Origin of the sequence: Acidithiobacillus acidisediminis (assembly GCF_023277115.1) — a bacterium.
Taxonomy (GTDB): Bacteria; Pseudomonadota; Gammaproteobacteria; order Acidithiobacillales; family Acidithiobacillaceae; genus Igneacidithiobacillus; species Igneacidithiobacillus acidisediminis.
Window position 1 is genome coordinate 814,816 of sequence record NZ_JALQCS010000001.1, and the last position, 23,133, is coordinate 837,948.

The window sequence follows — 23,133 nt, forward strand, 5'->3', positions numbered from 1 at the left end:
GCTTATGATTCGTTCCGTATGGAATCAAAAGGCCCAGTGTCCAGAAACAAAAAATGCCGACTGCAAGAATAGCGCTACTGCGCTGAAGCCTAGCGCGACATAACCGGCCTGCCGACGCCAAAGCAGCAATCGTCCGGCCAGGAGGAAGAGCGGAAGATTGAGATACAAGAGCCGGTACGAAGAAACTGGACCCTGCGACGCACCCTGAAACCACAGGTAGGCAATGACCAGCACCAGCGTCAGCCATGCCCAGGCCCACTCGCGGCGCCAGAGGAACAACAGCAACGCCAGCAGATTGATGGCCAAGGTGATGGCATTCAGCAGAAAATACACAGAGCGCGCCGGGTTCAGCACCGTGACCTGTCCGGCCAGGGCCTGCCACATTGGGGTGTAATCCGCTCCCCAAAAGGGGTAGAGCTGGAGGATATGCAGCAGCTTTTGGCCGGGGGACAATTCGCCCAGGTAGGATGCATGTCCATGGATGAAGGCCAGGGGCGCATGCAGCGCCAGATATTGATAGACGATGAAGGCCAGTAGGCCGCTACAGGCCAGGATGCCCAGCAACAACGATTCGCCAAGGCCGCGCCAGTGTCGATCTCGCCAACGTTCCACGGCCAGCAGTAGCCACAGGGCAAAGGCAAAAAAAGCCATCAAGGGGCCGCTGGCGCTCCCGATCCCCAGCCAGAAAGCGCTTTTGCCCTGCTCGCCGCGTCGCCAATGGATGAGGGCGAGCAAAGCGAGGGCATTCATGAGACTCGTAGGGTAGTCACTGGCGAAGAAAAACGCCGCCGGATACAGCGCGTAGGCCCAGCTTGCCCAATCCGCGCCTACCGGCCCCAGGGCCTCGCGTGCGAAGCGATGGAAAAGAAAGAGGGAAAGAATTCCCGTCGCAGCAGCGAGCAAAATCCCCAGGGGCGCCAAGGGCAGGGGAAAAATCTGACCCAGCGTAGCCAGGAGAAAGGGATAGAGTGGGAAAAAGACAATATTTTGTCCGACGGGGGAGTGTGCCTGGTAACTGTAGCCGTGACGGGCGATATCCAGATACCATTTGGCATCCCAGTTGACTAAGCTCGCGCCCAAGGGACCTGGCACAAGATCGAGCCCACGGCTAAAAAAATAGTAGCCGCAAAAGATGCCAAACCAGATCACCAGCGCCGCCAGCAAAGCGCGTCGCAAGACCGGGCTGATCCCTTCTGTTGCCGCAAAGCGCGGGCTTTTTTTCACCACCAGGTTATTTGACTGGGCCAATGTCCGAGCCTGTCTCCCCAAAAGGACCGCTGGCATGGTAGCGCTGGCAGTGAGGCGGGACAATTGCCCATGCGCTACGCTATGTATATCCGCCCGCCTGGGGTAGGTGAAGGAAATGCCACGAGGGGTACACCAATGCAAAGTAAATCCCATTGGGAAGAGGTTTATAGCCACAAGGCCGATACCGCCATGAGCTGGTTTCAGCCGCATGCAGAGACCTCACTGTGCCTGGTCGAGCAGTTGTCGTTGGCGCCGGTAGACCCCATCATCGACGTGGGGGGTGGCGCCTCGCACCTGGTTGATGAGCTTTTGCTGCGGAGCTATGAGGATGTTAGCGTCCTGGATATTTCTGCGACGGCGCTGGCGATTGCGCGTAAGCGGCTTGGCGAAGACGCCAAACGCGTGCATTGGCTAGCCGGTGACATTCTGCAGGTGGAACTGCCGCCGCAGCATTTTGCACTCTGGCACGACCGCGCGGTGTTCCACTTTCTCACTGATCAGCAAGATCGCCAGCGCTATGTGCAGCGCTTGCTACAGGCCTTGCGTCCGGATGGTCGAGCCATCATCGCAACTTTTGCCGATGATGGTCCCACCCAGTGTAGCGGCCTGCCGGTTATGCGTTACAACGCCGATCAGCTTGCCGCCGAACTCGGTCCGCAGTTTCACCTACTGCAGCACGAGCGGCAAACCCACATCACCCCTGCCGGCAAGGAACAGCGCTTTCTCTTCGCCGTTTTTCAGCGGCTAGAGTAGAGTAATAGCGGCAGACTCAGCCACTCCCCAAAAACAGCGGGAACCGTAACCAGCCCAAACCCAGCAAGAGGATGCCCGCGGCGGCGTGGATGCGCAGCACTGGGCCATGCCAGAGTGCCAGGCTGCGTTGCTCGTGGGGATGGCGTCAAAGATTGGGTAAGTAGTACGCGAAGGACAGGGCGTCTACGTGTTGTTGCCGGACGCCCTGTAATGTACACTTTGATGTACATAATTTAATCTGACGGGAGTACATTCATGCCTGAAACCACCTTTACCGAATTACGCAACCACGCCAAGGCCTGGTTCGATCTGGTCGAGGCCGGGCAGACTGTGCGCGTGTTGCGCAATGGCAAGCCTATTGCCGAAATTCACCCCATCCCGGCGCAACTGCCCTCCTGGAAGCAGCGTCCGGCGCGCCCGCTGGCCATCGGCGGCAGGGAGATCAGCCGGCTCATCCTTGACGAGCGCGGAGACTGATGCGCGTCTATTTCGACTCATCGGCCTTAGCCAAGCGCTACATCGACGAAACTGGCACCGCTGACGTTCTGGCGTGGTGCGAACGGGCCAGTGAGCTGGCGCTGTCGATCATCGCGGTACCTGAACTGATCTCGGCCTTCTGTCGCCTGCAGCGGGAAGGACGCTTGACGGACGCGCAATACCAGGAAATCAAGCGCGCCCTGATGCTCGACATCGCCGATGCGCTGATCTGCGATACCACGCCCCAGGTCATCCAGCACGCCGTCAAGGCTTTGGAAAAGCACACGCTGCGCGGTATGGACGCCATCCACCTGGGCGCTGCCCTCGCCTGCACTGCCGAAGTGTTCATCTCGGCCGATGTCGGCCAATGCCGTGCCGCCGAGGTCTTCGGTCTGCGAGTGGTGCCGTTGTGAGGCGCAAATCGCGCCACCACCTCGCCTTCGCTACCTTGTGTCTGGAGGGCGGCCCATCCCTGCCCGAGCAATTACGCGGGTTCTCCCGAAGGCGTTCCCACGAATAGGGAAGCTGCGGCGCGGGTACCGCCTCCCTATCCCCCCAAAAACAGCGGGAATAGTAACCAGCCCAAACCCAGCAAGAGGATGCCCGCGGCGGCGTAGATGCGCAGCACTGGGCCATGCCAGAGCGCCAGGCTGCGTTGCTCGTGGGGATGGCGCCAAAGGTTGGGCAAGTAGTACGCGAAGGACAGGGCGCTACCGAGAATCAGCAAAATGGCCAGGCCCCAGAGCTGGGCATGAATATCCGCGATCAGCACGCCCAGCTTGACAAAAAATCCCAGGGTAGGTGGCATCCCCGCCAAGGAGAGCAAACTGATAGCGAGCAGTGTTGCAGCCAAAGGGGCCTGCTGCCGTAGGTGCCGCCAAGGGACCTCGTCCATGTCCTCGGGTAGGCTGAGTAGCGGACCAAAGACGCCGAGATGCATCAGACCGTAGACCAGGGCATAGAGGGTGGCGATGATCAGGCCGAGGGGACCGGCGGCGAGGGCGGCGAGAAAATAGCCGGCATGTGAAACGGCGGAATAGCCCAGCATGCGGCGGAAGGAGCGCGTGTGCCAGGCGAGCAGGTTGCCGATAACAATGCTGAGCACGGCGAGGGCAAGATAGGGCAACAACCAAGTTCCGGAAACGCCGGCGAGATTGATCAGCACACCCATGATGGCCACTTTGCCTACCGCGCCGAGATAGAGCAGGCTCGGCACCGGCGCACCAGAATAGATATCTGCCACCCAGGCATGGAAAGGCGCGACACCCAGCTCGAAACCCAGGGCCGCCAGAAGCAGGATGATTCCGAGACGAGCGGCGAAGGTGCCATCCAGGGGCCCCAGGGGAGGATTCAGGGCCAGGTCCCCATTACCGAGATAGATCAAGGCAATGCCCAGGGCGAAAAGCGCCGAGGCCAGTGCTGCCAGGAGGGCATATTTCATCGCCGCCTCCAGGCTGCGGCGGGACGAGCCCGGCCAGGCAAGGAGTGCAAAGAAGGGCAGCACCTGCAACTCCAGACCGATAAAAAGCCCGATGAGCTCATCGCTTCCGACCAGCAGCAGGGCGCCGAGGAGCACGCTCAGGCACAGTCCGGTGAAGGCTCCGGGCATACGTCGCAGTAAGGGATGCCGTGCCAGCAAGAGGAGTACCGCTGCGCTGGCGAGACCCAGATAGGCACCGAGAATGCTCGCACTGCTGTCCCAGTAGAATCCTTCGCCCAAATCCAGGTGGCCATGCAGTACCAGGGCCGTAGCGGCGAGACTGGCGAGCACTCCCCAGTACGGTGCCCAGCGACCCAGGCGGGGTGTAACGTCAAAGAAAAAGGCGAGTAAAGCCGCGCCGGCAACGGCGATGGGAGCCCAGAGGGTAGCTTCAATGACCATGCAGCCCTCCAAGAATCAAGGAACTATGCACCGGCAACAGTTGCGTGAAATCGGCGAGGAGGCTTTGACTTCCGAGGCCGATATAGAGGCTTGCCGCTGCCAGGAGCAAAAAGATCCACAGCTCCCGCCGGCTGAGATCGGCGATCTGGCTGGGTAGACGCGGGTTGAGTTGTCCCAGCATGCTGCGCTCATAGGCACGCAGAAAGACGACCAGGTTGATGATCATGCCCAGGGTGGCGATGCCTGCCCAGAGCGGTAGGACCTGGAAACTGCCAAGCAAGGTAAGGAATTCACCGGGGAAGTTCCCCAGACCGGGCAGCCCCAGGGCCATAAGGAAGAACACCAGGAGCCAGGCGCCAAAGCGTGGCGTGCGTCGAAACAGGCCGCCCAGGCCTTCCCAGTTGCTGCTCAGGCCGCGGGATTCGAGGACCGCCAGCCCAGCGAAGAGTCCGCCCGCCAGGGCGGCGTGGGCGATACTGAGGATCAGCGCCCCACTCCAGGCCTGTGTCTGCAGCGCAAAGATGCCCAGCGCCACGAGATTCATGTGACTGACACTGCTGTAGGCCACGGTCTCCCGCAGCTCGCTGGTACTGAGGGCAAGAAAGGCCGCATAGAGGGTACCAACGGCAGCGAGAATGATCCCCGCCGGACTGAAGAGCAGGGCGCCTTGCGGCAGCAAGGGAACCGCCCAATGGCAGAGCCCATACACGCCCGCCAGCACGGTCGCCCCAGAGAGAAAAAGTGCCGCAGCAGGGGCGCTCTGGGTGTACGCCCCCCGCGCCCAACCATGCAAGGGAAAGAGGGGCAATTTTACCCCGAGTCCCGCCAGCATGCCGAGGAAAAGCAGGACCTGGGTTGCGCCCGGCAGATCCGTTCCACTCAAATGGATCCAGGAAAAGTCGTAGATGCCCGAATGGCTCCCCTGGGCGAGATAAATGGGAAGGACGGCGAGGAGCAAAAACAAGGAGGCGGTGATGGTATAGAGCAGAAAGGTGAGCGCGGCACGCCAGTCTTTTGCGCCACTGCGCAGGATCAGCCACGCAGCGGCGAGGGCAACGATTTCGTAAAAGATGTAGAAGGCGAGGAAGTTATTGGCAAAGAAGGTCCCCATCAGGGCGCCCTGAAGCACCGCCAGAATGCGCGCCAGATGCAGGTATTCGCCGTGTCGCCACTGTACCGCCAGGGCGACGGGCAGGAGCAAGGCTACGGTCAGGGCAAAGAGATCGGCCAGGGGGTTGCTCTGTAGCTGCCAGAGGGCACCGAGCAGAGGGAGATGCAGTGTCGTCACGGCGGAGGAGTCGCCCGCGAGCAACGGGATACAGAGCAGGATCTCCGCTAGTGCCCCAGCCACGCTGAGGGCAGCCGCCGAGCGCTGCGCCAGGCTTAGCCACAGGGCAATGGCCCAAGGGAGCAGGATCAGCAGTGAGACGATCATAACGGCCAGGTCCAGAGCAGCAGGAGCAGCAGGAAAAGCCCGGCAATCATGCTCACCGCATAGCGGCTTGCCAGACCATTTTCGCCGCGGGCGAAGGCGCTGGCAGAGAGGCGCAGACCATCTCGCAGGCCGCCTTGGGCAAGACCCTGCACCGCAAGATTCTCTACGCCGCGGCGCAGTAAACGCCCGAGGGCGTAGAAAGGGGCCGGGAAGAGTCGCAAGACCGCGCCATCGATGCCCCAACCCGTGGCCAGAAAACGCCAGCGGCTGAGTCCACGCCCGGCGCGCTCACGGCGCGCGGCCCAGTAGCCGAGGGCAATGCCCAGGAAGGTAGCAAGGGCGCCAACGATGGTGAGAAGCATGCCTTCCAGGCCCAGAGGACGGGGGGGCAGCCCCAATTCTGGGGCCAGCCAGTGGACCCAGAGGTGCGGTCCCGGCCACCCCGGCGGGAACTGTAGCCAGCCGATACCGATGCTTGCCGCCGCAAGAATGGCGAGAGGAATCTTCATCCCCCAGCGCATCTGATAGGGCTCCTCCAATTCCGAGGGCTTGCCCTCAAATACTAGAAAATACAGGCGAAAGGCGTAGCCGGCGGTCAAGACAGCGCCAGCCAGCGCCAGGGCGTAGGGTAGGCCACCACCTGCTACCAGGTAGCTGGCGTTGATGATGGCGTCCTTGCTGTAAAAGGCGGCGGAGACCAAGGGTACCGCCGCCAGGGCGAAAATGCCGGCAAGGAAGGTCCAGCGTAGGAAGGGCTGGCGATACTTCAGGCCGCCCATGTGGCGAATGTCATGGTCCTCGGCATAGATCAGAATGATCGCGCCCGAGCCCATGAAGAGCAGCGCCTTGAAACAGCCATGGACAAGCAGGTGAAAGAGCCCCAGGCTCGGTGCGCCAATGCCCACGCCCAAAAACATGTACCCGAGTTGACTGATGGTGGAATAGGCGAGGACCCGCTTGACGTCTACCTGCGCCAGACCACAGGAGGCAGCGAAAAAGGCTGTCCAGGCGCCCAGTATGGCAATCGCCTCGAGCATGCCGGGCACCGCAGCAAAGAGGCCCTGCAAGCGGATGCAGAGATAGACGCCAGCGGTCACCATCGTCGCCGCATGGATCAGGGCGGAAACGGTACTCGGGCCGGCCATCGAGTCCGGCAACCAGATATGAAAAGGGAACTGCGCGGATTTTGCGTAGGCGCCAATCAGGATCAGGATGCTGGCCGCCAGCAGCAGGGCTGGCGCGGGATGCGCATGCAGCAGCGGCAGAAGTTTCGTGATCGTCAGGGTGTGATACTGGGCATAGAGCAGAAAAATTCCGAGCAGTAAGGTCGTATCCCCAATGCGGGTGACGACGAAGGCCTTGCGTCCTGCCCAGGCGTTTTCTGCCTCCCGATACCAATGCGCAATCAAGGCATAGGAGCATAGCCCCACGGTTTCCCAACCGAGGTACAGCAGGAGCAGATTATTGGCCATGGTGAGGATCAGCATGCCGGAGACGAACAGATTCAAATAGAAGTAATAGCGCCGTTCGCCATAATCATTGTGCAAATATTGCTGAGAAAACAAATGGATGAGAAATCCGACGAAGCTGGCGATGGACACCATGACCAGGCTGACATCATCAAGGCGCAGGGTGATGTCGACGTGGAGATCCCCTACCGCCATCCAGGTCCAGAGTCGATCGAGCAGGGCTGGTTGGGTGCCGGGCCCAAGCCAGATGGCCAGCACGACGAGAGAAGAGAGGAACGGCATCGTTGCCGCCAGGCGGCCGCACCAACGCGGCCCAAGCTGCTCGCCAAGGAGAGCATTGATGAGGGCGCCCAGCAGGGGAAAGCCAGGGATGAGGAAGAGCCAGTCAGTCATGCTTCTCCTCCCGCTCGCGAAGCAGGCGCAAACCATCCACATTCAGGGTGCCAAGTTCGCGGCGGACCCGGAGCAGCAGGGCGAGACTCGGCGCCAGAGCGGCTCCACTCAGGGCCATGATGAAGAGCGCCAGCACCTGCCCGCTGATGGCATGCCAGCGCGCTCCACCGGCCAGGGCTACCAATAGGGCGGCATTGAACAGAAGCTCGGCGCCGAGCAACCAGAAGACCAGACTTCGGCGCAGCAGGATCAGCGCCAGACCGACAAAGAAGAGCAGGGCAGCAGCAACCAGGGCGATCTCAATCATGGTCCTTTTCTCCGGCATGCAGGACCAAGACGGCGCCAATGACGGCAAAAAGCAGCACGGCTACGGCCTCACTCCACCACAGGTTGGGGCCAAAGAGGGCACGCCCCAGTAGCACGGGACCCAGAGCGTGCACCACGGCAGTGATGGGCTGCTGTTCCCAGATCAGGGCCGCGAGGGCGAGCACAAAGACCAGAATCAGCAGCGCTCCCAGTGGCCAACCGGCGCGCCAGCTCTGGCGCACTGCGGCGGCACGAGACTCGGGGCCGAGGAGCATGAGGGTAAAGAGAAAGAGGACGAGAATGGCGCCGAGATAGAGCAGGATCTCCATGGCCGCCAGAAAGGGCGCGCCGAGCAGATAAAAGAGGATGGCCAGGACGCCCAGGGCGGCAGCCACCGCAATCACGCCGTGCATGGCATCGCGCAGCAGCAGCACCCCCAGCAGCAGGGCCGCCAGCAGGGCGAGCAGCAAGAATCCGAGAAAGATCATGGCAGGTTACTCCGCGGATCGCAGTGCTCCGGAGCTGGCAAGGCCTGAATCTGTACCCCCGCATGATCATAATAGCGATAGTGTGGATCTTTGCCGGGACCATCGATGAGCAGGGCTTCTTTGTGATAGACAAAATCGCCGCGCTCCCCCTTGGCGAAGGCAAATTCCGGTGAGAGCTGAATGGCGACGGTGGGGCAGGCCTCTTCACAGAGCCCGCAGTAGATGCAGCGCGCAAAGTTGATGCGAAAGGCCGTGGCAAAGCGCCGCCCGTCGGGGCGGTCGCCCCCTTCCAACTCGATGCAATGGGTAGGGCAGACGGCAGAGCAAAGCTCGCAGGCGACACAACGTTCCTCTCCGTCTGGATCGCGGGTGAGTATTGGACGACCACGCCAGCGTGGTGCGAGGGTGGGCTTCTGCTCTGGGTAGGAGAGGGTGTCGCGGCGCGGAACTTGGCGCAAGGTTGTCCAGAAGCTGGCCAGGAGCGCACGCCACAGTCTCATAAGGTCCCCCAGAAAGCCGCGGCAATGGCTGTCAGGAGCAGATTGAGAATGGCGAGCGGCAATAGGGCATTCCAGCCCCAGTGCAGCAACTGGTCATAGCGTGGCCGCGGCAGACTGGCGCGCAACCAGAAAAAAAGCCCAATGACGAATCCGGTCTTGATCAACATCCATAGCCAACCCGGTAACCACGGCCCGCTCCAGGCGCCGAGATAAAGCAGACTGATCAGGGCGGCAATCAGCACCAGACCAAGATATTCCCCAAGGAAGAAATAGCCGAAGCGCATGCCGCCATATTCGGTATGGTAACCCGCTACCAACTCGCTCTCGGCCTCGGCGAGGTCAAAGGGCAGACGTTGCGTCTCGGCGATGCCAGCAATGAAAAAGATGAGAAAGCCCAGGGGTTGATAAACGATCAGGGGGACAGGTTCGCCTGCTATACCCAGCCCTTGTAGCGACAGACTGCCGGCGAGCAGTACCAGAGCCAACAGGGCCAAGCCCAAGGGCAACTCGTAGCTGATCAGCTGCGCTACGGCGCGGATAGCCCCGTACAGGGCGAACTTGTTGTTTGACGACCAGCCGCCCAGGAATACACCGTACACATGCAAGGAGCTCAGCGCGAGAATGAGCAAGAGCCCAATCTCCCAAGTGCCCGCCCAGGAGATGCCGGGGGCCAGGGGCAGCACCGCGAATCCGGCCAGAGCACTGAAGGCGACCAACACCGGCGCGACGCGGTAGAGGAAGCTGCTGGCAAAGGGCGGCACGAAATCTTCCTTGCAGAGCAGCTTCAGCGCATCGGCCAAGGCTTGACCGACCCCGAGCGGACCCAGGCGATTGGGCCCGAGACGGTTCTGCAGCAATCCCAGCACCCGCCGTTCAGCAAAGACGAGAAAACCGGCGATGCCGAGCAAGACCAGCAGCGTGGCAGCCATGGCGATGAGCTGGGCGACGAACAGCATCAGTCACCCCACTCTGGGTTGACGCCATCTCCCGGGCGGAGCCCGAGAAATGCCAGATCCTGCTGGCCGATGGCGAGGACTTCCTTCGCCATGCCTGGGAGTTCCTGCAGTGCCAGGGTCCGCGTTGCCCCGTCGGCGGCGCACAAGCGCAGCTCTCGGGCTAGCGTCTGGCCTGGCGCGATCCAGGCGGCAGGGGCCGGTGCCAGGCTGTGCAATTCGCGTGCACCTGCGGCCAAGGTTTCCTCGCTGTAATGGCTGAAGCGGGCAATGCTCCAGCCCTGGTCCGTGGCGCGCGGGGGGGGTGCCGAATGCAGGCGAAAACGGGCACGCAGCTCCTCGGGCAGGAAAACACCGGCGGCTCCAGGTTCGGGCTCCTCGCGCAGCAGAAAGTCGCGATAAAAGTGCAATCGTTCCTGCCAGCGCTCGTGCAATTCCAGGCGCTCTGCCAGGGCAGAACAAAGTAGCAAGGGGGTCGGTAAAGGGTCCGGGTGCAAGGCGCCGCCAGCAGCCAGGGGGAAAGGTCCCAGTTCAGGACGCCAGCGACGTTCCTCCCGCGCTGGCGTGTAGGCCTGAGCAAAGGCCTGCAGACGCCCCTCGCCATTGTAGAGCAGGCCAGAACGCTCACTCAGGGCAGCGCAGGGCAGGGCCAGCCAGGCGTCTTCCCAGGACTGGCTGCGGCGCTGATCGATCAGGCTGACATCGATCTCCCGGCGTGCGCGCCACCATGGGCCGTCCAGCTCCTGTGGGTCCTGGGCCAGCGCCAAGAGATGGTCAACCTGATCGTTTGCCAGTGCGGCGCGCAGGCGGGTGGCGTGCCCATCGACGGCATAAAAAGATGCACCGGGAAGGTTGGCCTGCCGGTACACCGGGAGAATGCCGCTGCCATCGGGCCAGCCCTGAATTTCCCGGCGCAGGAGATGGAGGAGCTCGGGTCCTACCGCTTCGGTATCGATGAGGAGGAGAAAAGGGCGACGATGTCCCTTGCCCAGCCACGCCCAGGCCGCATCCAGGAGAGCGGCTGGCGGCAGGAGGCGATCTTCCCGCGCCAATGGGGTCAAGGGGCTCGGTAGACTGTGCAGCAGGGTGATCTGCGCGCCCCGCCGCTGCGCTTCCCGCAGGAAGAGAGGGAGTGTCGGCGCCACCCGCTCGACCGCGCCGATGACCAGGATCTTCTCATAGTTCGGGATCTGGGCCGGTGACGGGGGCCGCGGTAAGGCCAGGATCTCCCGCGCCTTGGCTTCTTCCCAAGGGTCGAGAAAGGCAGCAAAGGGGGCATCGCAAACCCGAGCCAGGGCGAAGAGCGCAAGGTTGCTGTCGAGATCCTCGCGGGCCGAGCCCAAAAAGGCGGTGCGTCCCTCGGCCAGTCGTGCGGCAAGGCGATCAAGGGCATCGTCGATGCCTTGCGCGCGCCCCGCCGCGTGGGGATGACGTGGACGGTCCTCAGCGGCGACATAGCGAAAGCCATAGCGTCCGCGATCACAGAGAAAGTAGGGATTGATATCGGCATGGGCACGTTGGCGAATCCGCCGCAAACGACCGCGGGCTGCGCCGGGCTGGGTGTTGCAACCGAGACTGCAGTGTGGGCAGATGCCCTTGCTCTCGTCCAGATCCCAGGGGCGCAGGTATTGCAGATGATAGACCTTGTCGGTAAAAACGCCGGTGGGACAGACCTCGGCCAGATTGCCGGCAAGGGGACTTTCGAGCGGGCCATCCTCCAGGCGGCCAAAGAAAACCCGATCCCGCGACCCAAAGACGCCGAAATCCTCACCCCCGGCCAGATCCTGATAAAAACGCACACAGCGGTAACAGGTGATGCAGCGGTTCATCTCCTGGCGAATCAGGGGGCCGAGTTCTTGGCTCTGATAGCGGCGCTTGGGCGGCTCGTAGGCGCGGTAAGCATGGCCAGCGGCCACCGTCATGTTTTGCAGATGACACTGCCCGCCCTCGTCGCAGATGGGACAATCATGGGGATGGTTGCGCATCAGCAACTCACTGATGAGCTGATGCTCGTGCGCCACATCGGCCTCGGCCCGTACCAGCTGTAGATCGCGGCTGGCGGGCAGGAGGCAGGCCATCATCAGCCGTGGCGGATGCTTGCCATCATGAGGATAGACTTTGACCCCACACTGACGGCAGGCACCCAGACTGCCCATCGCCGAGTGAAAGCAGAAATAGGGGATGGGGCTCTCTTCCTGGTTGGCCAGGATGGCCTCGAGGACATTCTGCCCCCGCAGGAAAGGGATGGCCTCGCCGTCGAGGTAAAAGACCTCAGCCATGCTGCACCGTATACGGGCAGTGACCCTGGGTTACGTGGGCAGCGATCTCGTCGTGAAAGATGACCATGCCCGACAGCAGCGGCATGAGGGCGCCGGGGGCCAGGGCACAGAAACTGTTGGGAGCGATCTCCTTGCCCAAGCTGTCGATTTTGTCGAGATCCTGCATTTTCCCTTCGCCTCGTTCTATCCTTTCCAATAACCATAGTAGATACGGCAGACCTTCGCGGCAGGGGGTGCAAAATCCGCAGGATTCTCGGGCATAGAAGCGGGTCGTGGCGATGAGAAAGTCCAAGGGGCAATGCTGATTATCGAGGACGATGCAGCCGCCGGTACCCAGACGCGAGCCAATCTTCGCCATGGCATCGAAGTGCATGGGGGTAGCAAAATCCTTGGGCAGGACGAAGGGGGTGGAAGCGCCGCCCGGCAGCACTGCACGAATTTCCCGCCCCGCTAGGGGGCCTCCAGCATGTTCATAGAGGAGTTCGTGCATAGGCGTCCCCATGGGCAACTCAAAGACCCCAGGCCGCTGCACTGGCCCGCAGACGCTGTAGAGCTTACTGCCGACTCCACCATTCACACCCCAAGCGCGATAGGTATCGAGCCCCTCGCGCAGAATGCCGGGAATTTGGGCAAAACTTTCGGCATTGTTCACCGTGGTGGGTTGCTGCCAGAGCCCCTTTTGCGAGATATGGGGCGGCTTTTTGCGGGGATTGGGACGACGGCCCTCGATGGCGTTGAGAATGGCGGAGTCTTCGCCGCAGATATAGCGCCCCAGGGATAAATGAATATCGAGTTGCAATCGGCCTGCGGGTAGGTCCAATAGCCCAGCTGCATCTGCTGCCCGTAGGGCACGGGCGAAGACCTCCGCCCCAGCGGCATATTCGCCGCGAATGAAGAGGAAGGCCTCCTGCACGCCCAGGGCATGGGCGGCGATGAGCATGCCTTCGAGAATCTGCTGCGGAGCACCGAAGAGCAAAGCCCGGTCCTTGAAGCTGCCCGGTTCGGTCTCGTCGAGATTGCAGACCAGGTAGCGCGGTTCCGGGGCATCCAGACCGCGCAGTCGCCATTTTACCCCGGTCGGGAAGCCCGCCCCGCCGCAGCCCCGCAGGCCAGATTTTTCCACCAAGGCAATCAGGTCTTCTGGCGTCATCGCCAGCGCCTTTCGCAGCCCCTCATATCCGCCTACGGCACGGTAGGCGGCGAGGTCTGCGGGATTGTCGTGGTCGAAGAGACAACTGAGGGGTTGGGCGCTCATGTCTCTTGCTCCCAGTCCGCCAAACGCTGGCGCAGGACATCGGCAGCGAGAGGCGCAACGATTTCCTTGCCATCGAGGAAGGCCGCCGGCGCCCGATCACAGAGTCCCAGGCAGACATGGGGAAGAACGCTGTAGTGCCCATTACTTTGGCCCAGGGTCACGCCGCTCTGCACTGCGGCGGCGGCGAGCAGTTCTGGCGCGCCAGCGAGGTGGCAGGCAACGCTGTCGCAGATGCGCAGCACATGACGTCCCGGATTTTCCCGCAAGACCAGCGGATAAAAGGTGCAGAGTTCCTCTACTCGCACCGCACTGATCCCACAGAGGGAGGCCACCAGATGCAGGCGTGGATCATCGATCCAGCCGTACTCCGCTTGCAGGATACGTAAGAGGTCGCAGACCGCCGCCTCGGGATGGCTACCGGCATGCTGCACCACGGCTTGGAGTTGGTCCAGCAGTTCTGGGGGTACCGTCTCAGCGGTCGAGGTCGGCGAGGACATAGTCGAGGGATCCAATTGACGCAATGAAATCAGGAATGTTTAAGCCACAGCCGAGTTCGGTGATCATCTGCACATGGGCAAAGGAGCCGGTGCGAATGCGCAGACGCTGGGGCCGTGCGCTGCCGTCGCTACAGACCAAGTAGCCGAGCATGCCGCGCGCCGATTCTCCAAGCCCCAGCGCTACCCCTGGCGGCGGACCAAATTCTGCCGCCATCTGCTCGAAGTGGTGAATCAGGGTCTCGATGTCGCGCAAGGTCCGCTGCTTCGGCATCAGAACCTCCGCTGCATCGTGCGCCAGTACTGCCCCGCCGGGCATCTGCGCACAGAGTTGACGCAGGATGCCGATACTTTCGCGAATCTCCTGCAGGTGCAGCCAAGTGCGGCTCCAGGCGTCGCCTTCCGTCGTTGTCGGCACGGCGAACTGCAACTGGGGATAGAGTCCATAGGGCTCCACCTTACGCAGGTCCCAGGCCATGCCAGTACTGCGCAGCACGATGCTCGTTGCACCCCAGCGTTCCGCCATGGCGGCACTGACCTGGCCGACGCCGCGGGTACGGGCACGAAAGATGGCATTGTCGACACTCAGGGATTCCGTATCGCGCAAGCCCCTTTCGACCTTACCCAATACTGCGCGCAGACGCTCCTGCCAGCCTTCCGGCAGATCGTCTGCCACCCCGCCGATACGAAAGAACTGCGGGTGCAGGCGCCCACCGGTAAAGTCCTCGATCAGATCGAGGAGCAGGGAACGGTCGCGGAAGGCGTAGAAGGCCGGGCCCATGGTGCCGAGGTCGTTACCATAGCTGCCCAACCAGACCAAGTGCGATTCGATGCGGCAGATTTCCGCCAGGAGGGTGCGGATACCCTCAGCCCGTTCCGGCACCTCAATGCCCGCCAGGGCCTCCACAGCGCGCAGATAGGGCCATTCGCCGAGTACCCCACCGAGATAGTCGACGCGATCGGTGTAGGGGATGAAATTGTGATAGCTGTGCCCTTCGGCAATCTTTTCCACCCCGCGGTGATGATAGCCAATGTCCGGATCGACACGGAGCACGCGCTCACCGCGCAAGCGCAGACGATAACGGAGGATGCCGTGGGTACCCGGATGATGGGGGCCGACATTGAGCAGCATCTCGCCCTCGCCTGGCGCATCTTCAGGACTGTAGACCGCCAGTTTTTCCTGCAAACAACCGCGCTCGAAGCGCAACGGCGGTCGCTCGGTCGCGCGGATGGGCTCGTTCTTGCGCAGGGGATGCCCTTGCCAGTCGGGGCTGAGGAGGATGCGACGCAAATCCGGATGGCCAGCGAAGCGGATACCGAAGAGGTCATAGACCTCGCGTTCGTACCAGTTGGCGGCGGGATAGATTTCCGTGCAACTGGGTGCCTCGCTCTGCCCCGGCGCCAAGGGTACCCGCAGGCGTAGCCAATCGCCGGGCTGCAGGCTGTGCAAGTGATAGAGCAAGGTAAATTGTGCGGTACCGTCCCGCTCTTCCTCCCGCGCCGTCAAATCAAAGAGCAGGCACATGGGTGGATCCTGCTCTTCGCGCAGATAGCGCAGCGCTGGCAAGATCTGTAGCTCTGGTAGCAAGAAATCTGGCAGATTGTCGCGGGCATCACTGGCTGGCTGCGCAGCAAAACGGCGTTGCAGAGTCTCGGCGAGCAGCATCAGCTCTCCTGCGCCAAGACCCGCGCGGGGCGCTGGCGGATCTTGCGTTGCAGAAGGAGCAGGCCGTCCATCAAGGCCTCCGGCCGCGGTGGGCAGCCCGGCACATAGACATCGACCGGGAGGATCTGATCGAGCCCCTGGACCACACTGTATACGTCGTACATGCCGCCGGAGTTGGAGCAGGACCCCATGGAGATTACCCATTTGGGTTCCAGCATCTGCTCGTAGATTTCAATGATCATCGGCGCCATCTTGGCGAAGACCGTTCCCGAGCAGATCAGCACATCGGCTTGACGCGGCGAGCTGCGCAGCACCTCGGCACCAAAACGGGCGAGATCGTGACGCGGGGTAAGCGCCGCGACCATCTCGATAAAGCAGCAGGAGGTGCCGAAGTTGAGGGGCCACAGGGAGCCGGCGCGGCTCCAGGCAATGATCTCATCCAGGCGGCCAGCAAAAAAGGACAGTGGCCCGCGTTTCATGTCCATCGTAATCCCCCCATGGCCCATTCATAGAGCCAGCCAAGGGCGAGGATGATCAGGAAGGCAATCCCGCCCCACAGGGCGGCCGGAGGGAGCCCGTGAAAGGCGACGGCCCAGGCATACAGGAATGCCCCTTCGAGTTCGAAGACCAGGAAGGAGACCGCGAGGAGATAAAACCGTATGGGGGTAGCCGGGTGGGTCGCTGTGGTCTCGCCCAGACCACTTTCAAAAGGCACGTCTTTATTCCGGTTGGGGTGGCGTCCACCCAAGTAGCCTGACACCGCTAGCAGGGCCAACAGCAAGCCCAGGGCGAGCAGGGCAAAGACGGCAACCGCAGCGGCATTGGTCAGGGGCATTCGGCCCTCCAGAACTTTTCGTTGCCCAAAGTATAGTCGAGGAATTGCCAGTGGTAGTGGACTATGCTGAAAGAGTAGGTGGGATGAGGGGGAGCAATCCCCAAGGAGAGGCGGATGGCACTCTGGGACGAAGCACCGGTGCAGGAGAGGATTCTCGATTTTCTTGATGCACAGCAATTGCTCGCCAGCTTTACCAGCATGGGGGGGGTGGCACTACGCGAAGGTGCCCATTGCCAATGTCAGCTGGTGGAGGCGGGGAAGGAGGAGAATATCCTCAGCTGTCTGGTGGATTTCGAGGAAGAGCTCGGCTTTGGCGCTGCGGAGCGCCAGCGCCTGCGCCAGCAAGGGGAATTGCACGTGCTTTTGGGGACGAATGGCGAAGTGCGCGATGCCTGGCTCTGTCGCGGTAATAGCTGCTGACTAAGCGTCTTCGGATTCGTCTTGCAGGGCGCGTTCGATGCGTCGGTCCGGTACCAGCCACAACAAGGCTACGGCCACATAGGCGGCCAAGGCCGGCCAGGCATGGCCCAACGCCGCCGCAATGATGCCCAGTAAGTACAGGGCTGGCGACATTTTCCCTTTCCAGTCGGAGCCGAGGGCGCGGCGCAGCTTTGAGTCCGTTCCCTGGAAAGCGATGATCCGCGACTGTAGTAGCCAGTAGGCGAGGGCTGCTGCCAGCAGGACCAAGCCATAGAGCAGCGCTGGCAGGGCAGCAAAGTGGTTTTCCCCCAGCCACGCGGTGACGAAGGGGAACAGGGACAACCAGAACAACAGATGCAAATTCGCCCAGAGAATTCCTCCATTGACCGTGGGGCAGAGATGCAGCAGGTGGTGATGATTGTTCCAGTAGATGCCGATGTAGACAAAGCGTAACCGGTCTCTCAGCGGCGTTCTTCCCCCCTCCATTGGCATGAGGCAGGATGGCTTATTGCCTGGTCGGGATTGAGGTGGGCGGTGGAATCAGCGGTGTTGCTGGAAGCGGTGCAGATCGGAGCGCAGGGGTGCCTGGGCAAAGTGCTCTTTCCACAGACGAGGGGTGAGTTGGGCCACGTCCTTGGCCGGATGCTGACCGACCCGCTGCAGGACGTCTACGAGATAATCGTAGGGATCGATCCCCTGCAGGCGGCAGGTACTGAGCAGACTCTGGATGATACCGAGATGCTCTGCACCAAGTTCAGTCCAGCAGAAGAGCCAGTTTTTTCTCCCCAAGGGAATGGGTCGGATCTGGCACTCGATGTGGTTGGTGTCGATGGGCACGTCAGGTTCTTCCAGAAAGACCTGCAGCGGCCCCTTGCGACTGTGGACGTAGGCGAGGGCCTTGGTGAAGGGATTGCTGGGTAGCAAGGCCGTATCCGTCAGCTGCTGTTCGACCCAAGTGAAGAACTGGGCGACCCGGGGGCGGCTATGGGTATAGCGATAGTGCCGCTTGTCCGCACCGCTCAATCCTTGGCTGCGAATCTCATCTTCGACGCGATAGAACGCCCGGATCTGCTCCAGGGCCTCGGCCACCCTTTCCGGGGCGTGGGCCTCGGCACGCACGAACTCCCGTCGGCTGTGGGCCCAGCACTGGGCATGGATCAGCCCCGCGTTTTCTTTCTGGAAGCGGGCATAAGCGGCATAGCCATCGCTCAGGAGCACCGTACCCGGCGCCAAGGGGCCCAAGAGCTCCCGGATGTGGATGGTGCCCCGGCTTTCGGCATAGGGAAAGCAGATCTCCTGGGCATCGCCAAAGACCGGCCAGAAGTACCCTTGGTGCATCTTGCCCTTTTCCCGGCGTCCCGCCTTGATGGGGGTCTCGTCCATAGTCAGCACGCGAGACTGGCGAATGCTCTCAAACTGGGCCGTATAGATGGGGGACAGGAGCAGAATGGACCGTTGCACGAGATCGGTGAGCCAAGAGCGACTGACCCGCAGGCCTTGGGCCACCATCCGCTGATGCTGCCGATAGAGCGGCAAGTGGTACAGGAACTTATCCGTCAGGATTCCCGCCAGCAGGCTGACATCGGCCCGGCTGCCGTCCAGAACCCCCATGGGAGCCGGGGCGGTGTGCAGGGTCTCCGATTCCCGGAGCTTGACCACCGGCCGCTCGTATTTGAGGACGACATAGCTGCCTGGCCGCTGGGCCAGGCGGTAGCTGACCTTGGTATCGATGATCTCGCAGGCGTCGGGATCGAGGCCTGCGATCTCGGGAGCCGGGAGGGTGATGGTTTCGGTAGGTACCCGGCTCTCATCGAAGAAGGGCAGGCTTTCGGCCCGATCTTCCGGCCGTTTGGGCGCGGCGCGAGTATGGGCGGCGACGATACGAAGAGGCGCAGGTGCGACTTCCGCCGGAGAAAACTCCTGACCGAGACTCAGCTGCTCGACCGGAGGCGGAGGGACGCGCCGTTCGCTCTTCTGGCCGAAGAACTGCTGGCGGAACCAATCGAGCTGGCTTTGGAGCCCTTGGATTTGGGCTTCAAATTTCTTGTGGATGGTGGCATTGATCTCGACCTGCAGCTGCCAGGCAGCGAGGGCTTCGGGGTAGTTTCTGGGGGTGGGAGATTCTGCCAAATCCATAGCAGAATCATAACACTAACTGCTTAATATCGCAAGCATTTCAGCGGGTTTCAGGAGAATTTTTCTCCGTTTTGGTGCCGATAACGGCGCCTTTTTTGGACGCCATCGATGCCCTCCAACAGGAGTTTGAGACCGGTCCAGTCGATCTCCGCTTTGGGGGGATGCCGCCACGACCAAAAGCCACCCCGCTCCAGGCGCTTGGCCCAGAGACAGTATCCCGTTCGATCCCAATACAGCACCTTCATCTGGGTCGCCCTGCGATTCACGAAGACGAAGCAATGCCCGGACAGGGGATCCTGGGCGAAGGTCGGATGCACCAAGGCCGAGAGCCCGTCGAAGGACTTACGCATGTCCACCGGCACCCGGCAAAGAAAGACCCGGATGCGTCCTTCCGGAAAGAACATCCCTCAGCCTCGCCGAATCGAGAGGACGCAGCCACCCCCCAGGTCGAGGCGAATCTCCAGGGGCAGCGCCCGCGCTGCAGATGGTGGCACAGCACCCAGGCCCAATTCCACGAAGGCAGGAGCCATCGCCTCCCCATCATCCCCGGGAGCTACCACGCCACCGCTCTCCAGGCGCAGGCGACGCCGCCAATAATAAAACTGCGGCAGGGACAGTCCGTGTTCTGCGCAGAACTGTCGGGCAGAAAGGCCACAAGCCTCGTATTCCTGCATCCGTTGCTGCCAGACCTCCGTCCGGGCCTGAACCTTGCCGCTATCTTCTGGGGTGTTTTCCATGACGCCAATCCTTTACAAGAACGATGGCGCCATGCTGGGCAATGCCTGCTCAGAAGGGAAGAACGCCGGTCAGAGATCGCTTACGACAAAGCTGAGAATATAACTGACAAAAACCGGTGCTACGGGTAGGAGGGCATGGAAGGAGGGATTTTCCGGCGGATGCAGGTCCAGGACCATGATCGTGATGATGATGGCAATGACGGCGTCGCTGAATGCCTCGAGACGAGTTCTACCCATGACGTGTTTGTTCGTGCGCTCGTTGCGAAGGGGTTAGGAATTAGCGGTATAGGCTGGCCTGACCCGGACGCTGTCGGGTTTGGCTCGGGCGCGAGCCCTTGGCTGCCGCCTGGCGCACGACTTCGTCTGGATCATCCAACAAACCCTGCCGCTGCTCTGCACTGAGCAGGGGATTGCGTGCCACCGCATAGCGGACATTGGGATCACGGTCCCGACAGAAGGCATCGAGCTGTTCCGGCGTCAGGTCCGGGCGTTTGGCAATGCACAAACGAATCACGTAGTCGCCATCCTGGGCGAGCTGAGCAACTTCACCAGGACGCAGATCCTGGCGCCGGGCAAAGTAGCAGCGGGTTTGCATCCACTGCTCTTGGGCCAAGGCTTCCCGATACGACTCCGGGATCTCTGGTGCCAAGGCCCAGCGCAGCCGCTCCTTGAGGTCGAGGCTGCGCCAGGCTGGGTACTGCAGACAGTTTTCGTGCTCGCCCGGCATCCGTTACTGCGGGGAGCAGGTGTAACCCGGTGGGCAACTGGGGGGTGGGGTGTTTTGGGAACAGTTATATCCCGGTGGACAGTTGGCCGGCTGCTGCTGGTTCTTGGACACCGCATAGCCGGCCAAGCCACCGAGACCCGCACCGATGGCGGCGCCACTCAGAGGGCTGCCGCTCTGATTGCCGATCACGGCCCCGGCCACGGCACCCAAGGCAGCCCCTGCGGCGGTATCGGTCGTGGTTCGGCTGCCACCGAGGGGGCTGCTGTTGTAGCCATAGGGGCTACTACCATAGGGGCTGTTGGCGCAGCCTGCGAGCAGCAGCGTGGTAAGCGCAATACCGAATATTTTCTTCATGCTGTTTTTCCTCTTTTTCCTCGACAGTGGCAGACGGAAAGCGGCAAAGCAGGAAACATGCCCATATTCCCCTATCTGTCCGAACAACATCTTAGGGACCGTCCACTGACGCGAGCGTCGGGAAGCGGCGACATCAGCCCGCCGACGCCGCCATCCGTTTGCGGTACTGACTCAGATCCTTGGCGTTGCGGATCGGCACGTCCAGCAGGGCCGACAAGTTGCGCAGGATGCCATTGACGACCTTGCCTTCCCAGATACTGTCGAAATGGATCTGGGTATCCAGCCAGCGCTCCAGCCAACCCGGGTCGGGCAGGTGACTCTGCACGCTATCCTGGGGATACATCTCCTTGTTGACGTGCAGGTTGGTGGGATGCAGGGCCTTCGCCGTTTTGGTGTTGGCCATCAGTACGCCGATCTTGGCAAAGGCGAGGCGGGCAGAGTCACCCAGCCGTTCCACGGCGCGCCGCATGTATTTCAAATAGATACCAGCGTGGCGAGCCTCGTCCTTGGACAGGGTCTCGTAGATGAATTTGATCACCGGTTCCTCGTGCCACTCTGCCGCCGCCTTGTACCAGTGGGTCAGGCGAATTTCGCCGCAGAAATGCAGCATGAGGGTTTCCATGGCGGGTGCGGGGTCGAACTCGAAGCGCACCTGATGCAATTCCTCTTCCGTTGGCAGATATTCGGGTGCGAAGCGTCGCAGGTACTCCATCAGCACCAAGGCGTGCTTTTGCTCTTCATAGAACCAGATGGACATGAAGGCGGAAAAATCCGAGTCATCGCGATTGTCGCGCAGGAACATCTCCGTGGCAGGTAGGGCTGACCACTCGGTAATGGCATTCATCTTGATGGTTTGCAGGTGCTCGGGTGCGACCTTGCTGGCGTCGAACTGATCCCAGGGGATGTCCTTCTCCATGTTCCAGCGGGCGGCCTCCAGGGCACGGAACAACTCCGGGTATAGCATGATACTGGCCTCTCGAAAATCTTCCCTGTCAAACAGGAGTATTTCTCATTCTACGGCAAAGTACCGATAAGAAAATACCCTTTGGTGACAACGCTACTGACAAAAAGCCCCGCGGCAGGCGGGGCAAGGTGTCAGTAGAGGGCTGATGCCTGGGTCTTAATCTGCTTGTCGGCGCAGAAACGCGGGAATATCGAGATCGTTGTAATCGGTCACCGGACGGCTGACAGGTCGGCTGTCCTGTGTCGCCATGCCTCGAGTGGCTTGCTGCCGCAGGGCGGCCGGTCGATCCAGCTGGCGCCAGTCGACGGCATTGGCTGGCGTCGTGACCTCTGGGCGCAAGCGGTTGTTTTCTACCGCCAGTCGTACCGGTTCCCGTTGCAGACCGGTGGCAACCACTGTAACCCGCATTTCCCCCTCGAGGCTTTCATCGATGACCGTGCCTACCTTGACGTTCGCGTCGTCCGAGGCATAGCTGCGGATTAGTTCGCCCACTTCTTCAAACTCGCCCAGGGAGAGATCGTTGCCGGCGGTGATGTTGACCAGAATCCCGCGCGCGCCGGAGAGATTGATGTCATCCAGCAGCGGACTGCTGGCAGCACGATTAGCGGCGTCGCGTGCGCGGCTCTCGCCGCGGGCGGCGGCCGTACCCATCATCGCCAGGCCCATGCCCGACATCACGGTGCGCACATCGGCAAAGTCCAGATTCATCAGGCCGGGACGGGTGATGAGCTCGGAGATGCCCTGCACCGCGCCCATGAGGACGTTGTCGGCAGCCATATAGGCATCACGTAGGCTGATCTGCTTGCCGAGTACCGCGAGCAGTTTCTCATTGGGGATGATGACCAGAGAGTCGACGTGCTGGGCCAGCTCGTCGATGCCGGAGAGGGCATATTGCTGCCGCTTCTTGCCTTCAAAATTGAAGGGCTTGGTGACGACGCCAACGGTCAGGATGTCCATGTCGCGGGCGATGGATGCGACCACCGGTGCCGCACCGGTGCCAGTACCGCCACCCATGCCAGTCGTAATGAAGAGCATGTCGGTATTTTCGAGCACGGCGCGGATCTCGTCGCGGCACTCTTCCGCCGCTTTGCGCCCGATCTCTGGGTTGGCACCGGCGCCGAGGCCGCGGGTCAGTTCATTGCCGAGTTGCAGTGTGCGCTGCGCCTTGGAGTTGCGCAGGGCCTGGGCATCGGTGTTGGCGCTGATGAATTCCACGCCATCCAGACCGGTCGCTGCCATATTGTTGATCGCATTACCGCCACCGCCACCCACGCCGATGACCTTGATGACGGCACCATCCTGCTCCATTTCGTTCAGTTCAAACATTGTCGATTCCTCTCGCTCAATTAGGGGTGGGGGTGG

The 23,133-nt window shown here is 61.6% G+C and carries 27 protein-coding genes; 4 read left to right on the forward strand and 23 right to left on the reverse strand.

The window, feature by feature from the left end:
* Positions 1-24: 24 nt before the first annotated feature.
* Positions 25-1,248 carry a mannosyltransferase family protein gene (locus M5D89_RS04165; protein WP_248884600.1) on the reverse strand — a complete coding sequence of 408 codons (1,224 nt, stop codon included), beginning with the start codon at positions 1,246-1,248 and terminating at the stop codon, positions 25-27.
* Positions 1,249-1,383: 135 nt separating this feature from the next.
* Between M5D89_RS04165 and M5D89_RS04170 the strand changes: the two genes are divergently transcribed.
* From M5D89_RS04170 to M5D89_RS04180, 3 genes are all read left to right on the forward strand, one after another.
* Positions 1,384-2,001, forward strand: a complete 618-nt coding sequence (locus M5D89_RS04170) for a class I SAM-dependent methyltransferase (RefSeq protein ID WP_248884601.1) — start codon at positions 1,384-1,386, stop codon at positions 1,999-2,001.
* Between the two features lie 255 nt (positions 2,002-2,256).
* Positions 2,257-2,478, forward strand: coding sequence for a type II toxin-antitoxin system Phd/YefM family antitoxin (locus M5D89_RS04175; protein WP_248884602.1), 222 nt, complete (start codon positions 2,257-2,259; stop codon positions 2,476-2,478).
* Positions 2,478-2,891, forward strand: coding sequence for a type II toxin-antitoxin system VapC family toxin (locus M5D89_RS04180; protein WP_248884603.1), 414 nt, complete (start codon positions 2,478-2,480; stop codon positions 2,889-2,891). The genes M5D89_RS04175 and M5D89_RS04180 overlap by 1 nt, the downstream gene beginning before the upstream one ends.
* A 134-nt stretch (positions 2,892-3,025) precedes the next feature.
* Here M5D89_RS04180 and M5D89_RS04185 read toward each other — a convergent pair whose 3' ends face one another.
* From M5D89_RS04185 to M5D89_RS04245, 13 genes are read right to left on the reverse strand one after another with little or no spacing between them, the layout of a single operon-like run.
* A complete protein-coding gene (locus M5D89_RS04185) occupies positions 3,026-4,360 on the reverse strand; it encodes a proton-conducting transporter transmembrane domain-containing protein (RefSeq protein ID WP_248884604.1) in 1,335 nt (444 codons plus the stop codon).
* Complete coding sequence (locus M5D89_RS04190) at positions 4,350-5,795, reverse strand: complex I subunit 4 family protein (protein ID WP_248884605.1); 1,446 nt, start codon at positions 5,793-5,795, stop codon at positions 4,350-4,352. The genes M5D89_RS04185 and M5D89_RS04190 overlap by 11 nt, the downstream gene beginning before the upstream one ends.
* Positions 5,792-7,657, reverse strand: a complete 1,866-nt coding sequence (gene nuoL, locus M5D89_RS04195; RefSeq protein ID WP_248884606.1) for an NADH-quinone oxidoreductase subunit L — start codon at positions 7,655-7,657, stop codon at positions 5,792-5,794. Before nuoL ends, M5D89_RS04190 begins: the two co-directional genes overlap by 4 nt.
* Positions 7,650-7,964, reverse strand: a complete 315-nt coding sequence (locus tag M5D89_RS04200) for an NADH-quinone oxidoreductase subunit NuoK (protein ID WP_248884607.1) — start codon at positions 7,962-7,964, stop codon at positions 7,650-7,652. Before M5D89_RS04200 ends, nuoL begins: the two co-directional genes overlap by 8 nt.
* A complete protein-coding gene (locus tag M5D89_RS04205; RefSeq protein ID WP_248884608.1) occupies positions 7,957-8,451 on the reverse strand; it encodes an NADH-quinone oxidoreductase subunit J family protein in 495 nt (164 codons plus the stop codon). The genes M5D89_RS04200 and M5D89_RS04205 overlap by 8 nt, the downstream gene beginning before the upstream one ends.
* Positions 8,448-8,951 carry an NADH-quinone oxidoreductase subunit NuoI gene (gene nuoI / locus M5D89_RS04210; RefSeq protein ID WP_248884609.1) on the reverse strand — a complete coding sequence of 168 codons (504 nt, stop codon included), beginning with the start codon at positions 8,949-8,951 and terminating at the stop codon, positions 8,448-8,450. The genes M5D89_RS04205 and nuoI overlap by 4 nt, the downstream gene beginning before the upstream one ends.
* Complete coding sequence (nuoH, locus tag M5D89_RS04215) at positions 8,948-9,907, reverse strand: NADH-quinone oxidoreductase subunit NuoH (RefSeq protein ID WP_248884610.1); 960 nt, start codon at positions 9,905-9,907, stop codon at positions 8,948-8,950. Before nuoH ends, nuoI begins: the two co-directional genes overlap by 4 nt.
* Positions 9,907-12,183: a 2Fe-2S iron-sulfur cluster-binding protein gene (locus tag M5D89_RS04220; RefSeq protein WP_248884611.1), complete on the reverse strand. Its 2,277-nt coding sequence runs from the start codon at positions 12,181-12,183 to the stop codon at positions 9,907-9,909. The genes nuoH and M5D89_RS04220 overlap by 1 nt, the downstream gene beginning before the upstream one ends.
* The gene (locus tag M5D89_RS04225) at positions 12,176-13,438 is read right to left on the reverse strand and encodes a complex I 51 kDa subunit family protein (protein ID WP_248884612.1); all 1,263 of its coding nucleotides are present in this window, start codon (positions 13,436-13,438) and stop codon (positions 12,176-12,178) included. Before M5D89_RS04225 ends, M5D89_RS04220 begins: the two co-directional genes overlap by 8 nt.
* Positions 13,435-13,935: an NADH-quinone oxidoreductase subunit NuoE family protein gene (locus M5D89_RS04230; protein WP_248884613.1), complete on the reverse strand. Its 501-nt coding sequence runs from the start codon at positions 13,933-13,935 to the stop codon at positions 13,435-13,437. The genes M5D89_RS04225 and M5D89_RS04230 overlap by 4 nt, the downstream gene beginning before the upstream one ends.
* Entirely contained in the window at positions 13,910-15,598 is a 1,689-nt protein-coding gene (locus M5D89_RS04235) for an NADH-quinone oxidoreductase subunit D (protein ID WP_248884614.1), read from the reverse strand. Before M5D89_RS04235 ends, M5D89_RS04230 begins: the two co-directional genes overlap by 26 nt.
* Positions 15,598-16,083: an NADH-quinone oxidoreductase subunit B gene (locus M5D89_RS04240; RefSeq protein WP_431307147.1), complete on the reverse strand. Its 486-nt coding sequence runs from the start codon at positions 16,081-16,083 to the stop codon at positions 15,598-15,600. Before M5D89_RS04240 ends, M5D89_RS04235 begins: the two co-directional genes overlap by 1 nt.
* Positions 16,074-16,433: an NADH-quinone oxidoreductase subunit A gene (locus M5D89_RS04245; RefSeq protein ID WP_248884615.1), complete on the reverse strand. Its 360-nt coding sequence runs from the start codon at positions 16,431-16,433 to the stop codon at positions 16,074-16,076. The genes M5D89_RS04240 and M5D89_RS04245 overlap by 10 nt, the downstream gene beginning before the upstream one ends.
* A gap of 114 nt (positions 16,434-16,547) precedes the next feature.
* Here M5D89_RS04245 and M5D89_RS04250 point away from each other — a divergent pair, with 114 nt between their 5' ends.
* Positions 16,548-16,853: a hypothetical protein gene (locus tag M5D89_RS04250; RefSeq protein ID WP_248884616.1), complete on the forward strand. Its 306-nt coding sequence runs from the start codon at positions 16,548-16,550 to the stop codon at positions 16,851-16,853.
* Here the strand turns inward: M5D89_RS04250 and M5D89_RS04255 are convergent, their stop codons facing one another.
* The 9 genes from M5D89_RS04255 to ftsZ form a co-directional block, all read right to left on the reverse strand.
* Positions 16,854-17,345 carry a TMEM175 family protein gene (locus tag M5D89_RS04255; RefSeq protein ID WP_248884617.1) on the reverse strand — a complete coding sequence of 164 codons (492 nt, stop codon included), beginning with the start codon at positions 17,343-17,345 and terminating at the stop codon, positions 16,854-16,856.
* A 48-nt stretch (positions 17,346-17,393) separates the two neighbouring features.
* On the reverse strand, positions 17,394-18,989 hold the full coding sequence (tnpC, locus tag M5D89_RS04260) for an IS66 family transposase (protein ID WP_248884013.1): 1,596 nt from the start codon (positions 18,987-18,989) through the stop codon (positions 17,394-17,396).
* Positions 18,990-19,039: 50 nt separating this feature from the next.
* The gene (tnpB, locus tag M5D89_RS04265) at positions 19,040-19,393 is read right to left on the reverse strand and encodes an IS66 family insertion sequence element accessory protein TnpB (RefSeq protein ID WP_248884014.1); all 354 of its coding nucleotides are present in this window, start codon (positions 19,391-19,393) and stop codon (positions 19,040-19,042) included.
* Between the two features lie 3 nt (positions 19,394-19,396).
* Complete coding sequence (gene tnpA, locus M5D89_RS04270) at positions 19,397-19,726, reverse strand: IS66 family insertion sequence element accessory protein TnpA (protein WP_248884015.1); 330 nt, start codon at positions 19,724-19,726, stop codon at positions 19,397-19,399.
* A 69-nt stretch (positions 19,727-19,795) separates the two neighbouring features.
* Positions 19,796-19,963, reverse strand: coding sequence for a TMEM175 family protein (locus M5D89_RS04275; RefSeq protein WP_248884618.1), 168 nt, complete (start codon positions 19,961-19,963; stop codon positions 19,796-19,798).
* Between the two features lie 40 nt (positions 19,964-20,003).
* Positions 20,004-20,453, reverse strand: coding sequence for a hypothetical protein (locus M5D89_RS04280; RefSeq protein WP_248884619.1), 450 nt, complete (start codon positions 20,451-20,453; stop codon positions 20,004-20,006).
* 3 nt (positions 20,454-20,456) lie between these two features.
* Positions 20,457-20,807, reverse strand: coding sequence for a YMGG-like glycine zipper-containing protein (locus M5D89_RS04285; protein ID WP_248884620.1), 351 nt, complete (start codon positions 20,805-20,807; stop codon positions 20,457-20,459).
* A gap of 133 nt (positions 20,808-20,940) precedes the next feature.
* Positions 20,941-21,771 (reverse strand): ferritin family protein, encoded by an 831-nt coding sequence (locus M5D89_RS04290; RefSeq protein ID WP_248884621.1) that lies wholly within the window; start codon positions 21,769-21,771, stop codon positions 20,941-20,943.
* A 156-nt stretch (positions 21,772-21,927) separates the two neighbouring features.
* Positions 21,928-23,097 carry a cell division protein FtsZ gene (gene ftsZ, locus M5D89_RS04295; RefSeq protein WP_248884622.1) on the reverse strand — a complete coding sequence of 390 codons (1,170 nt, stop codon included), beginning with the start codon at positions 23,095-23,097 and terminating at the stop codon, positions 21,928-21,930.
* Between the last annotated feature and the right edge of the window lie 36 nt (positions 23,098-23,133).